The organism is Micromonospora acroterricola, from assembly GCF_003172955.1.
GTDB classification, from domain to species: Bacteria; Actinomycetota; Actinomycetes; order Mycobacteriales; family Micromonosporaceae; genus Micromonospora; species Micromonospora acroterricola.
On sequence record NZ_QGKR01000287.1, the window covers coordinates 1 to 14,885 of the forward strand.

Genomic DNA, 14,885 nt, shown 5'->3' on the forward strand with positions numbered 1-14,885 from the left:
GCGTCAGCCGGCGGCGGGTGGGCGTACCGGTGGGGCGGTCAACGAGTCGACGGAGCGCGGCGCGGCGCCGTCGCGGGGTGCGGCGTCCACCGGCGCGGCGAGCAGGTCCGGGCGGGACACGCCGCCGACACCGGACTGCTCGGCGGCGATCTTTTCCTGGAGGAGCAGGATTCCGTGCAGCAGCGCCTCCGGCCGGGGCGGGCAGCCGGGCACGTACACGTCGACCGGGATGAGCTGGTCGACGCCCTTGGTCACCGAGTACGAGTCCCAGTAGGGGCCGCCGCAGTTGGAGCACGCGCCGAACGAGATGACGTACTTCGGCTCGGGCATCTGGTCGTAGAGCCGCTTGATCGCCGGGGCCATCTTGTCGGTCACCGTGCCGGAGACCACCATCAGGTCGGCCTGCCGGGGGCCGTGGGCGAACGGGATCACGCCAAGCCGGATGAAGTCGTGCCGGCCCATGCTGGTGGCGATGAACTCGATCGCGCAGCAGGCCAGGCCGAAGTTGAAGACCCAGAGCGAGTAGCGGCGGCCCCAGTTCAGCACGAACCGGATCGGCTCGCCGAGCACTGCCGGCATCTGCACGATCGTCCCCCTTCCTGTCCCCCACCGGACAGTCAACCACAGCGGCCGACCCGGGCCCGGTGGCCGCTCGACGCGGGCCACTGCCCCGCCTCGGCATCGGTCCGCGACGGGGCCGCCGGGCGGTCTGAGCCGTGACACAGTCGGCTTTCCGGCAGTCGCAACCTTTCCCGGCGGCGCGGTGTGTCACCTCTGTCGGGTGCCGACGCCGCGTACACCACGGGGGAGAGCGAGTGAGTGTGACGAGAGAAGTTCGGGCGGGTGAACCACCGCCGGACCACCTTCACGACGTCGGGCCCGATCGGGCCGAGCTGAGCTTCGACGACTTCTACCATGCGCACTACCGAGGTCTGGTGGTGCAGCTGACCGCCTACACGGGGGACCGGGGTCACGCGCAGGACCTGGTCCAGGAGGCCTTCTGCAAGGCGTTCGCCCGCTGGGACCGGGTGGCCGGCTACGACGACCCGCTGGCGTGGGTCCGCAGGGTCGCCTGGAACCTCGGCCACAACCGGTGGCGAAGGCTGCGCACCGCGCAGGCCTACCTGCTGCGGCAGCGGGAGACGCATGTCGCCGGGCCGACGCCGGACCGGGTGGCGGTCGACGCGGCGCTGGCGAAGCTGCCGCCCCGCCAGCGTCGGGCGGTGGTGCTGCACTATCTCGCCGACCTGACGGTGGCCGAGATCGCGGCGCAGGAGCGGGTCGCCGAGGGCACCGTCAAGTCCTGGCTGCACCGGAGCCGGACGACGCTCGCGGGCTATCTGCGCGACACCACGGACGGGGTGGGAAATGTCTGAGCTGGAGAACATCGACCTGGCCGGGGAGTTCAACCGGTACCGTGGCGTGCTGCTGGCCGAGGTCGAGGTGCCCGGGCCGGCGGCGGTCCGGCGGACCGTACGCCAGCGGAAGCGGCGCTACCGTGCCACGGCCGGAGCGGCGGCGGTCGCGCTGCTGGGCGGTCCTGCCGTCGGGTACGCGGCCCTGAACGGCCCTGGCCCGACACCCGGGCCGCTGCCGCCGACCCCGAGCGTGACCGCGAGCCCCACGCCGAGCGTCTCGCCGAGCCCCACCGGGACGCCCTCGGCGACCAGCGCCAGCCCCACCCAGGCCGTGTCACCGGATGGGCGGATCAGCCGGGCACAGTTGCTCGCCGCGAAGGTGGACCTGCCGGCCTGGCGATCGGGGCCACCGGACTGCCCGGTGAGCGGGGTCCGGTTGGTCGGCGACCCGAGCACCGCCAAGGAGGGGACGAACGCCCTCGAGAAGATCGATTACGCCGACGTCGACGGTGACGGCGCGACCGAGACGGTGGCCATGCTGTTGTGCTCGTTCGGCACCGGTGGACCGCAGCAGGTCGTCGCGTTCGATCGGGACGAGGCGGGCAGGATCGTCACGATCGGCCGGGTGGTGGCCACCAGCCGCGAGAAGCCGCAGTGGTTGACCTCGCTGGACGGGCGCTCCGACGGCATCGTCCGGGTGGAGGTGGCCGACCTGCATCCGGGGGGTGGCTGGCCGGGCGAGTGGTCGCAGCGGCAGTGGCGCGGCTACCGCTGGACGGGCGAGCGGTTCTCGCAGGTCGAGGGGCCCACCTCGTTCGGCCCGAACCCGTACTCCACCAACCTGGCGGTGACCGCGAAGGACCTCATCCTGGCCGACGATCCGACGGACGGCTCCCGGGTCGGCGCGGTCCAGGTGCGGGTCCGCGCCCTCGGGGACCGGCGTGTCGATGAGGTCTTCCTCAATCTGGACCTGCCGGCCTCCCTCGTGCCGGACGGCCCCGCCTGGTCCGACTGCGGGCCGGACGCCGGAAAGTACGGGCCCCCGCTGCGGTGCCGCCTGGGTCCGATCGAGCCGAACGGCGAGCTGACGGTGCGCCTCGGCGTGCGACTGCCCCCGGGCGCCGAGCTGCCACCGGGCACGGCGACGGTGCGCGGCACGGCCGCCGGCCCCGGCGGGAACTACCTGATCGACCCCGACGTCGGGAACAACGAGGACACGATCGCCTACCGGTGACCGGTCGGTGGGGTGGCGGCGTGGCCGCCACCCCACCGGTCACCAGGCCGGGCGTTGCAGCAGGCCGACGAACTCCACCAGCAGCCGCTCGCGCAACGCCGGCGGCGCGGCGTCGAGCAGCGTGTTGACCAGCGCCATCCGCTCCGGCAGCGGGCCGCCCGCCGACCCGCCGTCGGGGCCCGCTCCGGCGGCCGGCTCGGCGCCCATGCCCAGTCCGGCGGCCAGGCCGGCAACCAGCTCCGGGGTCAGCGCGTCCGGGGTGAGGGCGCCGGCCAGGGCGGCCAGCTCCGGGGGCAGCCGGACCGGCCCGGCCGCCCGGGCCGCCACCACCGCGTCGGCCAGGTCCGGCCCGAACTCGGCCACCCGGGGCGCGACCGCCGCGGTCACCGTGAGGTGCACGCTGGCCGGCAGACCGGCGTACGAGAGCTGGGGCTGGGTGTGCCAGCCGCGCGCCGTCAGCTCGTCGACCAGGACGAACAGGTCGGGTCCGCCCTCGGTGGCGGTGAAGCAGACCACGGTGGACTCGGGCTCGGCCATCAGTCGCAGCCCGTCGACGCCCCGCACCGCGTCGGCCAGGCCGGCGACCGCGTCGCGGGTCAGCGACGTCAGGCGCAGGTATCCCTCGTCGCCGAGGTGCCGCAGGGTGGCGTACGCGGCGGCGATGGGCCCACCGGAGCGCGTCGAGGCGATGGTCGGGTTGATCATCGTGTAACCGGGCCAGTCCGCGTACGCGAAGTACTGCGGCGCCCGCAGCGCGGCGGTCCGGTGCAGCAGCACGGACACGCCCTTCGGGGCGTACGCGTACTTGTGCAGGTCGACCGAGATCGAGGTGACCCCGGGCACGGCGAAGTCGAACGCCGGCACCGGTTGGCCGAGGCGGCGCAGGTACGGCAGGGTCCAGCCGCCGAAGCAGGCGTCCACGTGGCAGCGCACCCCGGCCGCGGCCGCCGCCGCGGCGATCTCGGCGACCGGATCGACCACCCCGTGCGCGTACGACGGCGCGGAGCAGGCCACCAGCACGGTCTCCGGGCGGATCGCGGCGGCCATCGCGGCCGGGTCGGGGCGCAACGTGTCCGTCGAGACCGGCACCACGTCCATCTCCACCCGCAGGTAGTGCGCCGCCTTGGCGAAGGCCGCGTGGGCGCTGGACGGCACCACGATCCGCGGCTCGGTCACCTCCGGCCGGGCGTCCCGGGCGGTCTTGACCGCCAGGATCAGCGACTCGGTGCCGCCGCTGGTGACGCTGCCGACGACGTCCGGCGCGCCGGTGCCGGGCCCGCCACCGAGCACGGTGGCCGCCGCGCCGACCAGCGCGTTCTCCATCGCCAGCAGGGACGGGAACGCGGTCGGATCCAGCCCGTTGACGTGGGCGCTCTCCCGGTGGGCGGCGGAGGCCAACTCGTCCAGTCCCGGCACCGCCGGGTCGTACACGTACGCGAACAACCGTCCGCCGTGCGTGGGCCGGTCCGCCGCCCGGAGCGCGCGGATCTCTGCGAGCACGGCCTCCGCCGCCACCCCGTTCTTGTCGATCATGGAGGTGTGGTGCCCTTCTCGTGATGGTCAGTGGCCGTCGTCCCCACCACGACCCCCTGATCGGCGGGCCGGTCGTGGTGTCCGGCGGCGGCGAGGAGGGCGGGGGTGAGTGTGTAGCGGCGGAGCAGCAGGACCGGGGGGCCCACCAGGAGGGCGGGTAGGACGGTGAAGCCGAGCAGGACGCCGAGGCGGGCGAGGTCGGACTGGGCGGCGGCCGTGCCGGTGTCGGAGGAGACGTAACCGGAGAGTTGGAGCACCAGGCCGTAGATGCCCGGGCCGAGGGCCAGGCCGAAGGTCTCCCCGGCGGTCCAGAGGCCGGTGAAGACGCCAGCCTGCCGCCGGCCGGTGCGCGCGGTGTCGTACGCGATGCAGTCCGGCAACATGGCCAGCGCGAACACCTGCTGGCCGGCGTACCCGACGCCGATCACCGCGACCAGCAGGTAGACCGCGACCGGCGGGAGCACCGGCGCGGCCACCAGGGCGAGCGCGCCCACGGCGAGGATCAGCGCGGCGGTGACCAGGGCGGCCCGCTTGCCCAGCCGCGCGCCGACCCGGGTCCAGATGGGCATCACCAGCAGCGCCGGCCCGACGAAACAGACGAAGAGCAGGGTCGGCCCGCTCTCCTCGTCGCGCAGGATCTGCCCGGCGAAGTAGTTGACCCCGGCCAGGATGGTGGCCACGCCGGCGGACTGCACCACGAAGCAGATCAGCAGCGCGCGGAACGGCCGGTTGGCACCGGCGACCGCGAGTTGGGCACGCAGTGTCGGCTCGCTGCCGCCCACCGCCCCGGTGGGCGCGGACCGGGTGCCGAGGAACGCGCCGACGGCGCCGAGGGCGATCAGCACCGCCACGAACAGCCCCATCCACCGGTGCCCGGGCACACCGTCGCCACCGGCGGTCACCACCAGCGGGGCGACCGCGCCGGAGACCAGGATGGCCAGCGCCAGCACGGCGATCCGCCACGTCATCAGCCGGGTGCGTTCGGTGTAGTCGTCGGTCAGCTCGGCGGGCATCGCCACGTACGGCACCTGGAAGAAGGCGAACGCGGTGGCGGTGGCCAGGAAGGCGAACGCGACGTACGCCGCAGCCGCTGGGCCGCCGTCGAACGGTGCGGCGAAGATCGCCGCGAAGAGCACGGCGAGCGTGAGGCCGGCGACGAGCAGGTACGGCCGGCGGGCGCCCCAGGGCGACCGGGTGCGGTCGGAGATCCGCCCGGCGACCGGGTTGACCAGCACGTCCCACGCCTTGGGCAGCAGCACCAGCAGGGCGGCCACGCCGGCGGCGACGCCCAGCGTGTCGGTCAGGTACGGCAGCAGGAGCAGCCCGGGCACCGTGCCGAACGCGCCGGTGGCCAGGGAGCCGAGCGCGTATCCGGCGTGCACCGACCGGGGTAGCCGGCCGGCGGCTGGTGAGCCGGCGTCACCCGGCGGCGGCTTCATGGGGCCGAATGTTACTCACGTTATGGCGGGGGTCACATCCCCTCCTCCGGCGACCAGGCCGCCACCCGGATGTCCACGCCCTCGCCGCGCAGCGGCACCCCCTCGGCGCGCAGCCGGGCCCGCGCCTCCCGCTCGTGCCCCGGCGGCAACCGCCCGGCGGAGGTGACCACCCGGTGCCAGGGCACCGAGCCGCCGTGCCGGGCCATGATGCTGCCCACCAGCCGTGCCGAGGCCCGACCCGAACGCTCGGCGAGCGCGTCGGCCACCCCGCCGTACGACATCACCCGGCCCTCCGGGATCCGCTCGACCAGGTCGAGCACCGCCTCGACGTACTCGTCAGGTGTCACAGTCGGCCACGATATGGGAACGCAACCGGGACGCACCGCACCGACCACGCAGAATGGGCGGGTGCGCGACGCAGTCACGGCCGCCCGACGGGTCGTCGTCAAGATCGGATCCTCCTCGTTGACCACCGCGACCGGCGGGCTGGCCGACGAGCGGGTCGACGCGCTGGTCGACACCCTCGGCCGGCTCGCCGCCGAGGGGCGCGAGGTGGTGCTCGTCTCCTCGGGCGCGATCGCCGCCGGCCTGTCCCCGCTCGGGCTGACCCGACGCCCGCGCGACCTGGCCACCCAGCAGGCCGCCGCCAGCGTCGGGCAGGGCCTGCTGATCGGCCGGTACGCGGCCAGCTTCGCCCGGCACCGGCTGACCGTCGGGCAGGTGCTGCTCACCGTCGACGACGTCACCCGGCGGGCGCACTACCGCAACGCGTACCGCACCCTGCGCAAGCTGCTCGACCTGCGCGCCGTGCCGATCGTCAACGAGAACGACACGGTGGCCACCGAGGAGATCCGGTTCGGCGACAACGACCGGCTGGCCGCCCTGGTGGCCGCGCTCGTGCACGCCGACCTGCTGGTGCTTCTCTCCGACGTGGACGCGCTCTGGACCGGTGACCCCACCCGCCCGCACTCCACCCGGATCGCGGAGGTCCACGGCGAGGACGACCTCGCCGGCATCACCATCGGCGGGGCCGGCCGCTCCGGCGTCGGCACCGGCGGCATGGTGACGAAGGTCGAGGCGGCCCGGATCGCCACCGGCTTCGGCATCCCCGTGGTGCTCACCGCCGCCGACCTGGTCGCCCCGGCGCTGGCCGGCGAGCCGGTCGGCACGCTGTTCCACCCGCAGCGGCAGCGCCCCGCGGCCCGGCTGTTCTGGCTGGCCCACGCCACCTCGCCACGGGGGCGGCTGCACCTCGACCCGGGCGCGGTGGCGGCCGTCGTCGGGCGGCGCAAGTCGCTGCTGCCCGCCGGCATCACCGCCGTGGACGGGACGTTCACCGCCGGCGACCCGGTCGACCTGGTGGACGCCGGCGGCGCGCCCGTCGCGCGCGGGCTGGTCAACTACGACGCGGTGGAGCTGCCCGGGCTGCTCGGTCGCTCCACCTCGGAACTGGCCGCGGCACTCGGCCCGGCGTACGAGCGGGAGGTCGTCCACCGCGACGACCTCGTACTGCTGTGAGCAGCTTGTCATCACGCACGTGAGGAGCGCAGGATGAGCGTCGTCGAGCAGGCGCGACGGGCGCGGGACGCCGCCGCGGCACTGGCCGTGGCCACCCGTACGGTCAAGGACGCCGCGCTGGTCGCGATGGCCGACGCGCTGGTGGCGCGTACCCCGGAGATCCTGGCCGCGAACACGACGGACCTGGCGGCCGGCCGGGAGGCCGGGCTGAGCGCGTCCGTCCTGGACCGGCTCGCCCTCGACGCGGGCCGGGTGGCCGGCATCGCCGACGCGCTGCGCCAGATGGCCGCGCTGCCCGACCCGGTGGGCGAGGTGGTCCGCGGCTCGACCCTGCCCAACGGGCTGGAGCTACGCCAGATCCGGGTGCCGTTCGGGGTGGTCGGCATCATCTACGAGGCACGCCCCAACGTGACCGTGGACGCGGCCGGGATCTGCCTGAAGTCCGGCAACGCGGCGCTGCTGCGCGGGTCGTCGTCGGCCGCGCACTCCAACGCCGCGCTGGTCGCGGTGCTGCGCGACGCGGTGGCCGGGGCCGGACTGCCGGCCGACGCGGTGCAGCTGCTCGACGCCAGCTCCCGCGAGTCGGTCAAGGAGCTGATGCGGGCGCGGGGCCTGGTCGACGTGCTGATCCCGCGCGGTGGCGCGTCGCTGATCCGCACCGTGGTCGAGGAGTCGACCGTGCCGGTGATCGAGACCGGGGTGGGCAACTGCCACGTCTACGTGGACGCCGCCGCGGACGTGGCGCAGGCCGTCGCGGTGACGCTGAACGCCAAGACGCAGCGCCTGTCCACCTGCAACACCGCCGAGTCGCTGCTGGTGCACGCGGACGTCGCGGCCGCGTTCCTGCCGCCGATGCTGGCGGCGTTCGCCGAGGCCGGAGTGACCGTGCACGGCTCGCCCGAGGTGGCTGAACACTCGGCCGCCGTGGTCCCGGCCACCGAGGAGGACTACGCCACCGAATACCTGTCCGCGGACATCTCCGTCGCGGTGGTCGACTCGCTCGACACGGCGATCGCGCACATCCGGCGGTACGGCACCGGGCACACCGAGGCGATCCTCACCGACTCGGCGAGCGCGGCCCGGGAGTTCGTCGCCCGGGTGGACGCGGCGGCGGTGATGGTGAACGCCTCGACGAGGTTCACCGACGGCGGCGAGTTCGGCTTCGGCGCGGAGATCGGCATCTCCACCCAGAAGCTGCACGCGCGCGGCCCGATGGGCCTGCCCGAGCTGACCAGCACCAAGTACGTGGTCACCGGGGAGGGGCACCTGCGCTAGCCGGCGACGGCGGTCTCAGCCGACCGCCGGCCGGCAGGCCCGGATGGCGGCCAGCGTGGAGTGCACGTCGAACTGGTGCCCGTCCTCGCTCTCCCAGCCGCCGTCGCTGCGCTGGGTCTCGGTGAGCCGGCGCAGGGCCCGCACCATGATCCAGTCCTGCGGGTCGATGCCGACCCGGCGCAGCGTGGCGGCCAGCCAGGCCACGTCCCCCGGGGACATCTTGGGCATCCGCTCCGCGAGCACCACCTGGATCCGCGCCGACTCCTGGAACATGTCCTGCCGGTGCAGCACCGCGGCGCTCAGCCAACCGGCGGCGAGAAACGACGGCCAACTGCCGTCCGGGCGCAGCCGCGCGGCGAGCGAGTGGGCGGCCGCCTGCACCACCCCGGCGTACGCCCCGCCGACCCGGTGGTCGAGTGGCCCCGCGGCGCGGGCGTCCAGGCCGGCGACGGTGAGCCAGAAGCCGGCGCTGGCGCTGAGGAGCAGTCCGGCCTCGGGATCGCCGGGGCGAGCCCACTCGGGTGCCGAACCGGCCAGCGCCGGGTCCTCGTCCCAGCCGCCGTCGGCCTGCTGCCGGGACGCCAGCCAGTCCAGTGCCCGGCGGGCGGCGGGGCGGCTCAGCGCGCCCAGGTCGTCCAGCTCGGCGAGCCGGAAGCACGTGGCGTCGACCGAGGCGATCTCGCCTCCCCAGGTCGCCGGCCAGCCGCCGTCGGGCGACTGGCCGACCTCGGCCGTCTCCAACAGCTCCGGGGGCACCGGCGTGCCGTTGCGCAGCCAGGAGAGGCGGGCACGTTCCACCGCGTCCCCGTGCGCCACGACGAACCCGATCGCGGCTTCCAAGTCGACCACGGCGGAGACGCTACCTGCGCAGACGCGATACCGCCTCGGGGAATCGGCCAGCCGCGGATGGCTGCGTCGCTGCCGGAAAAGGGCTGCTCGGAGTCGCCGGCGTCGATTCGCGGGCTGGGTTCGTGCGGCCGTGCCGGGGCCGGGGCGACGTGTCGGCCGCCCCGGCCCGTCCGGTCAGTACGCGGGCAGCGACGGGTCGATCTGCTTGATCCAGGAGAGCACGCCGCCCTGCACGTGCACGGCGTCGCGGAACCCGGCCGCCTTGAGCGCGGCGAGCGCCTCCGCCGAGCGGACACCCGACTTGCAGTGCAGCACGATCTGCCGGTCCTGCGGCAACCGGGCCAGCGCCTCGCCCGAGATGATGTCGCCCTTGGGGATCAGGGTGGCGCCGGGGATCCGGACGATCTCGTACTCGGCCGGCTCGCGGACGTCGACCAGGAAGATGTCCTTGCCGGCGTCCTGCCACTCCTTGAGCTCCAGCGCGGTGATGGTCGCGTCGACCACCGCCTCCTGGGCCTCCTCGGAGACCGCGCCGCAGAAGTCCTCGTAGTCCTCCAGCAGGTCGGTGACCGTCGGGTTCTCACCGCAGAGCGCGCAGTTCGGGTCCTTGCGAACCTTGATCTTGCGGTACTCCATCTCCAGGGCGTCGTAGACCATCAGCCGGCCGACCAGCGGCTCGCCGATGCCGGTGAGCAGCTTGATCGCCTCGTTCACCTGGATCGAGCCGATCGACGCGCAGAGGACGCCGAGCACGCCGCCCTCGGCGCAGGACGGCACCATGCCGGGCGGCGGCGGCTCCGGGTAGAGGCACCGGTAGCAGGGCCCGTGCTCGGCCCAGAAGACCGAGGCCTGGCCGTCGAAGCGGTAGATCGAGCCCCAGACGTACGGCTTGCCGAGCAGCACCGCCGCGTCGTTCACCATGTAGCGGGTGGCGAAGTTGTCGGTGCCGTCGACGATCAGGTCGTACTGGGCGAAGATCTCGCGGACGTTCTCGCGGTCCAGCGCGGTGTTGTGGATCTCCACGTTGACCAGCGGGTTGATCTCGCGGATCGACGCGGCGGCGGACTCGGCCTTGGACCGGCCGATGTCGGACACGCCGTGGATGATCTGGCGCTGGAGGTTGGACTCGTCGACGGTGTCGAAGTCGATGATGCCGAGCGTGCCGACCCCGGCCGCGGCGAGGTACATCAACGCGGGCGAACCGAGGCCACCGGCGCCGACACAGAGCACCCGGGCGTTCTTCAACCGCTTCTGCCCGGTCACGCCGACGTCCGGAATGATCAGGTGGCGGGAGTAGCGGCGGATCTCGTCAACGGTCAGCTCGGCGGCGGGCTCGACGAGCGGGGGCAACGACACGGTGGACTCCCCGGGATCGGCGGTGTGAACCGCGCCATTGTTGCTCGCCGGGGTGCCGCTCGGCCATGAGGGAGGACACGTGGCCCGCGATGCGGGAGCGGGAATAACCGACGACACGGTCGATCAGGGGACGATGTCCCCCGCGTACCGACGACCGTCGACGTACGGCCAGGCGTTCGCCACGCAGCCCTCGAGGCCGTACGTCTGCTGCTGCATCACCGGCGCCGGCTCGCCCGGCCCCGGGCACGCCTCGTGCTCCTCGCCGAACTCGTGGCCCACCTCGTGGTTGATGACATAGGTGCGGTACGTCCCCAGCGGGGCACCGTAGTCCGGGACCGCCTCCAACCACCGGGCCAGGTTGATGATGACCTGGCCGGGGAGCCGGCAGGAGGTGTAGCCCTCGGTGCTCAGCCCGCCCTCGGCGCACATCCGCTCGGAGGTCACCGGGGTGGCCAGGTAGATGGTGAAGTCGGCGGCGTCGGCGTCGGCCACCCGCTGCACCCGCAGCTCACCCGAGGCGATCCAGCTGCGCGGGTCGGCCAGCACCTCGTCCACAGTGGCGGCGAAGGCGTGGGCGTCCTGGCCGGTGCCGCGCTCGACCGCGACCCGGTACCGGCGCAGCGGGCCGTCCGTGCCGTGCACCGGGGTCTCGCCGTCCGCGGCGGTGAAGCGTCCGGCGCCGGCCGACGGGTAGCCGGTGGGCGCCGGGTGAACCACTCCCCCGCCATGACCCATCCGGCCGTGCGTGACGGCGGGCGCCTCGGCCGGTGGCTCACCGCCCCGGGTCGACGTCACGCCGATGGCGGCGACGGCGAGCAGGACCAGGCCGAGCAGCAGACCGCGGAGGCGCCGTCGCCGCATCCGGACCAGCGACGGCCGCGCGCCCGGGACCCGGAACGCCGGCCGGCCGGACGGGCCGGGCGGCCGGGGCGGGCCGTAAGGGGACGACGGCGTCATGACGGCAAGCCTGCCAGATTAAACGGGCATTTCTTCGCTTTTGCCGCTATTGACGCAAGACGCCTGATGGAGGCGGCGAGTCCGCCGATCGAGCCGGCGTCCGAGCCTCGGCCGCCGTCCGAGCGTCAGCCGTCGGAGCGTCGGCCCGGCTCAGAGGGCCGGCCCGGCGTACCGGCGACCGTCCAGGTACGGCCACGGATTGATCCGGCACCCCCTGAGGAAGAGGGTCTGCTGCATCATCACCGGCGCCGGGCGGCCGACGCCCGGGCAGCGCTCGTGCCGGTGCCCGAGCTGGTGGCCCACCTCGTGGTTGACCACGTACGTCCGGTAGACCTCCAGCGGCGCACGCGCCGACACGAAGTGCGGCACGGACAGCCGCCACCGATCCAGGTTGATGATCACCTTTCCGGGCGCCCGGCAGGAGGTGTACGGCCGACCGCCGACCCGGATGTCCACCCCACCATCGGCGCACATCCGACCCGCCGTGCGCGCGGTGGCCAGATAGACGGTGAAGTCGCGGGGCTCGCCACCCGGCACCTGCCGCAACCGCAGCCGACCGCTGTCCACCCAGCTGCCCGGCCCGGCCAGCGCCGTGTGGACCGCCCGCCCGAACGCGGCGGCATCCTCACCACTGCCCAACTCGACCGCCACCCGGTACCGCCGCAACTCACCCGCGCGACCCAGCACCGGACCGCTGCGGTCGTCGTAACCGAACCGGCCGGTGCCGGTGGTCGGGACCGGCCCGGCCAGCCGCAGCACCGGCGGCGGGCTCGACGGGACGACCGGCGACCCGGACGGCGACGGGACGGCCGACGGCGGCAGCGGCGCGGCCAGCAGTGGCAGCGCCGGGATCTCCTCGGCGGCCAGCCGATCGGCGCCGGGGTGCCCGCCCGGCCCCTCGGCGACCACTGTCACCGCCGCGCAGACCGCCAGCACCACCGCCACCAGTTGGGCGATCGTTGCGAGCCGTCGCTGACGGCGACCAAGGCGGCGGGCGGGCGTGCGCATCCGCCTCAGCCTGCCAGATCAGGCCGCGCGGCGGTCTCCTCCGTTTCGGCGAGCAGGCCCACCACCGCCCTGGCGACCAGCCGCGGCACCTCCAACTGCGCCACGTGACCGACGCCGTCGAGCATCAGCAGCCGGCTGTCCGGGATCGCGCGGGCGGTCTGCGGCGCGACCCGCACGTCGACCAGCCGGTCCCGCCGCCCACCCACCACCAGGGTGGGCGCGCGCACCGCCCGGGCGAGTCGCCACAGCGAGCCCGACCCCGGCAGGTACGACCGCAGGAAGCTGGACACCAGCCCGCGGAACGTCCGGACGTACGCTGCGGCGTAGTGCTCCGCCTCGTAGCGCACCCGGATCTCCTCCAGGGCCTCGGCCCGGCGCTGGTCGCAGATCCGGCTCAGGTCGGCGACACAGGCCTCCATCACCTGCTGGGCCATCACCTCCGGGGCGAGCTGGGTGAGCCGTTTCGCGACCAACCGTTCACCCCCGGGAATGGCGAGCACCGGCAGCATCCGCCCCTGCAACGAGCGACGGAAGTCCAGGAACGGCAGCGCCGGGGAGATCAGGGTGAGGGTGCGGACCAGGTCGGGCCGAAGCCCGGCCACCTGGACCGCGACCGCACCGCCCAGCGAGTTGCCGAACAGGTGCACCGGCCCCCGACCGGAGTAATCGATCCAACGGACGACGAGATCGGCGAAGGCCGGAATCGTGTAGCGGCGGCCCGGCTCGCTGCGACCGAAACCAGGCAGGTCGATGGCCTGGCCGTCCAGGCGGTCGGCGAGCAGCCCGGCCAGGTCGGTCCAGTTCTGCGACGAACCGCCCAGGCCGTGCACGTACAACGCCGGCTCCGCGCCGGCGGAGGTGGCCGGGGTGTCCCGCACGTACATGACCGAGCCGTCGAGGCGGATCTCGCGACCCGGCCACGGCGGTGGGACACGGTCCTCGGGAAGGAGATGATCCGGCCAGAGGGTGGCGCGCTTCATCGTTCCAGTCTGCCCTGGAACGGTCAGGACAGCAGCGCCTCCAGGCGACGGTTGACGGCCGCCAGTGTCGCCCGGACCACCGCCTGTCGCGGGTCGCCGGCGACCAGGGCCGAACCGGCGAGCTGCTCGACCCAGCCCTCGCAGACCAGCAACACCACCACGGTGGCCACCTCGCAGTTGCCGAACGGCACCACGGCCGCGTGCTCGACGAAGCAGCGCCCCCGCTCGGCGTTCTCGGCGCCACGCAGCAACTCGTCGACCGCGGCGGCCGCGGCCACCGCGCAGAGCCGCAGCACGTAGCCGTCCACCGCCGGCCCGGTGGCGTGACCGGCGGCGCTGTCGCCGCCGGCCAGCAGCCGGACCTCCACATTGGCGTCCAGGCCGAAGGTGCTGACCTGCACGTGGTCGATCACCACCCGCGGCCCCGGCGTGTCGCCGGTTTCCAGCGGCCGCGACGGCGCCGACTCCGTCGTGGTCACCTGACCACCGGAGTACGACGTACCGGCGGTCGCCGGGCTGCCGGTGGCCGCGCCGGCGGGCGCGGCCGAGACCGATCCCGGCTCCTCCACCGTGGCGCGACCCCGGTGCGGAGCGCTCGAACGGCGGCGGCGCGCCTCCTCGGCTCCCACCTGCTGCTCCGGGGTGGGCGGCGTGGCCTCGACCCGACCGCCCGGAGACCGACTCGTCGCGGGCGACCCGGTGGTGCGCACCTCGCCGGTACGCGCCTCGGCACCGGCGTCGCGCGGCTCGGCGGGGCGGGACTCCGCGGCCCTCCGCTCGGCCGGCCGGGGCTCGGCCGCCCGCCGGCGGACCGGCGGAGCCGGCGTGTTGGGCATACCGGGCAGGTCCTGCGGTGCGGCGGCCAGACCCATCCGGTCCTGGAGCAGTCGGGCCACCTGCCGGCTCACCTCGGCCGGGTCGGCGCCGTCGGCCAGGTCGAGCCGGAGGCTGTGGGCGCCGGCCGGGGTACGGCGCAGCGCCGCGTCGCGGACGCCGGCCACCTCCCGTACGGCGTCCAGGATCGCGTTGACGTCGAACCCCTCGGGGCGTTCCCGCGGCGGTGCGGGTTCGTCGTCACGGCGCAGGTGGGTGGCGATGCGGGCGAGTTCCGGGGTTTCGGCGGGTGGCTCCACGGCTGGCGGCTCCGGCACGACGGGCACGTCCGGTTCCGCAGGGACGCGCTGCGGCAGCACCGCCGAGGTCTCGTCCGGCAGCCGGTCGACGTCGGCCGGGTCGGCCGGCGACGCGGGATCGGGGGCGGATCGGCGAGCCGCGTAGAGAGGTGCGCTCGTCGGGGCGGGCGCGGGCGAGGTCCGATCGTGGCGCCCGGTCCCGCTCGTGGCGGGGGCCGGGGCGGCGCCGGTCGATGTCGGCGGGG

Annotated in this window: 13 protein-coding genes and 1 pseudogene; 4 read left to right on the forward strand and 10 right to left on the reverse strand. The window is 74.4% G+C overall.

Going from position 1 to position 14,885, the window contains the following annotated elements:
- Positions 1-3: 3 nt before the first annotated feature.
- Positions 4-585 (reverse strand): NADH-quinone oxidoreductase subunit B, encoded by a 582-nt coding sequence (locus DKT68_RS25070; RefSeq protein WP_109819843.1) that lies wholly within the window; start codon positions 583-585, stop codon positions 4-6.
- Between the two features lie 230 nt (positions 586-815).
- Here DKT68_RS25070 and DKT68_RS25075 point away from each other — a divergent pair, with 230 nt between their 5' ends.
- On the forward strand, positions 816-1,376 hold the full coding sequence (locus DKT68_RS25075; RefSeq protein ID WP_109819844.1) for an RNA polymerase sigma factor: 561 nt from the start codon (positions 816-818) through the stop codon (positions 1,374-1,376).
- The gene (locus DKT68_RS25080; protein WP_109819845.1) at positions 1,369-2,592 is read left to right on the forward strand and encodes a hypothetical protein; all 1,224 of its coding nucleotides are present in this window, start codon (positions 1,369-1,371) and stop codon (positions 2,590-2,592) included. Before DKT68_RS25075 ends, DKT68_RS25080 begins: the two co-directional genes overlap by 8 nt.
- Positions 2,593-2,631: 39 nt before the next feature.
- Here DKT68_RS25080 and DKT68_RS25085 read toward each other — a convergent pair whose 3' ends face one another.
- Genes DKT68_RS25085 through DKT68_RS25095 form a run of 3 tightly spaced genes read right to left on the reverse strand, consistent with a single transcriptional unit; the run spans position 2,632 to position 5,911 of the window.
- Positions 2,632-4,125, reverse strand: a complete 1,494-nt coding sequence (locus tag DKT68_RS25085; RefSeq protein ID WP_109819846.1) for a pyridoxal phosphate-dependent decarboxylase family protein — start codon at positions 4,123-4,125, stop codon at positions 2,632-2,634.
- Entirely contained in the window at positions 4,122-5,564 is a 1,443-nt protein-coding gene (locus DKT68_RS25090; RefSeq protein ID WP_109819847.1) for an MFS transporter, read from the reverse strand. Before DKT68_RS25090 ends, DKT68_RS25085 begins: the two co-directional genes overlap by 4 nt.
- A 32-nt stretch (positions 5,565-5,596) precedes the next feature.
- Entirely contained in the window at positions 5,597-5,911 is a 315-nt protein-coding gene (locus DKT68_RS25095; RefSeq protein ID WP_109819848.1) for an MGMT family protein, read from the reverse strand.
- Positions 5,912-5,924: 13 nt separating this feature from the next.
- Here DKT68_RS25095 and proB point away from each other — a divergent pair, with 13 nt between their 5' ends.
- The gene (gene proB, locus DKT68_RS25100; RefSeq protein ID WP_109819849.1) at positions 5,925-7,082 is read left to right on the forward strand and encodes a glutamate 5-kinase; all 1,158 of its coding nucleotides are present in this window, start codon (positions 5,925-5,927) and stop codon (positions 7,080-7,082) included.
- Between the two features lie 33 nt (positions 7,083-7,115).
- Positions 7,116-8,357: a glutamate-5-semialdehyde dehydrogenase gene (locus DKT68_RS25105; RefSeq protein WP_109819850.1), complete on the forward strand. Its 1,242-nt coding sequence runs from the start codon at positions 7,116-7,118 to the stop codon at positions 8,355-8,357.
- A 15-nt stretch (positions 8,358-8,372) separates the two neighbouring features.
- Here DKT68_RS25105 and DKT68_RS25110 read toward each other — a convergent pair whose 3' ends face one another.
- The 6 genes and pseudogenes from DKT68_RS25110 to DKT68_RS25135 all read right to left on the reverse strand — a co-directional run.
- Positions 8,373-9,206 carry a prenyltransferase/squalene oxidase repeat-containing protein gene (locus DKT68_RS25110; RefSeq protein WP_236647064.1) on the reverse strand — a complete coding sequence of 278 codons (834 nt, stop codon included), beginning with the start codon at positions 9,204-9,206 and terminating at the stop codon, positions 8,373-8,375.
- A 174-nt stretch (positions 9,207-9,380) separates the two neighbouring features.
- Positions 9,381-10,562 (reverse strand): adenylyltransferase/sulfurtransferase MoeZ, encoded by a 1,182-nt coding sequence (gene moeZ / locus DKT68_RS25115; RefSeq protein ID WP_109819852.1) that lies wholly within the window; start codon positions 10,560-10,562, stop codon positions 9,381-9,383.
- A gap of 123 nt (positions 10,563-10,685) precedes the next feature.
- Positions 10,686-11,519 (reverse strand): DUF3152 domain-containing protein, encoded by an 834-nt coding sequence (locus DKT68_RS25120; RefSeq protein ID WP_109819853.1) that lies wholly within the window; start codon positions 11,517-11,519, stop codon positions 10,686-10,688.
- Positions 11,520-11,669: 150 nt separating this feature from the next.
- Positions 11,670-12,527: a DUF3152 domain-containing protein gene (locus tag DKT68_RS25125; protein ID WP_109819854.1), complete on the reverse strand. Its 858-nt coding sequence runs from the start codon at positions 12,525-12,527 to the stop codon at positions 11,670-11,672.
- Positions 12,528-12,532: 5 nt separating this feature from the next.
- Positions 12,533-13,507 (reverse strand): alpha/beta fold hydrolase, encoded by a 975-nt coding sequence (locus tag DKT68_RS25130; protein ID WP_109819855.1) that lies wholly within the window; start codon positions 13,505-13,507, stop codon positions 12,533-12,535.
- 23 nt (positions 13,508-13,530) lie between these two features.
- Positions 13,531-14,885: pseudogene (locus tag DKT68_RS25135) on the reverse strand (hypothetical protein); the annotation flags it as partial.

What these genes read in the sequence shown, in the direction of transcription:
- proB (WP_109819849.1), top strand. Translation starts at nt 5,925, where the DNA reads ATGGGAACGCAACCGGGACGCACCGCACCGACCACGCAGAATGGGCGG.
- DKT68_RS25090 (WP_109819847.1), bottom strand. Translation starts at nt 5,564, where the DNA reads ATGAAGCCGCCGCCGGGTGACGCCGGCTCACCAGCCGCCGGCCGGCTA.
- DKT68_RS25120 (WP_109819853.1), bottom strand. Translation starts at nt 11,519, where the DNA reads ATGACGCCGTCGTCCCCTTACGGCCCGCCCCGGCCGCCCGGCCCGTCC.
- DKT68_RS25105 (WP_109819850.1), top strand. Translation starts at nt 7,116, where the DNA reads ATGAGCGTCGTCGAGCAGGCGCGACGGGCGCGGGACGCCGCCGCGGCA.
- DKT68_RS25080 (WP_109819845.1), top strand. Translation starts at nt 1,369, where the DNA reads ATGTCTGAGCTGGAGAACATCGACCTGGCCGGGGAGTTCAACCGGTAC.
- DKT68_RS25125 (WP_109819854.1), bottom strand. Translation starts at nt 12,527, where the DNA reads ATGCGCACGCCCGCCCGCCGCCTTGGTCGCCGTCAGCGACGGCTCGCA.
- DKT68_RS25130 (WP_109819855.1), bottom strand. Translation starts at nt 13,507, where the DNA reads ATGAAGCGCGCCACCCTCTGGCCGGATCATCTCCTTCCCGAGGACCGT.
- DKT68_RS25085 (WP_109819846.1), bottom strand. Translation starts at nt 4,125, where the DNA reads ATGATCGACAAGAACGGGGTGGCGGCGGAGGCCGTGCTCGCAGAGATC.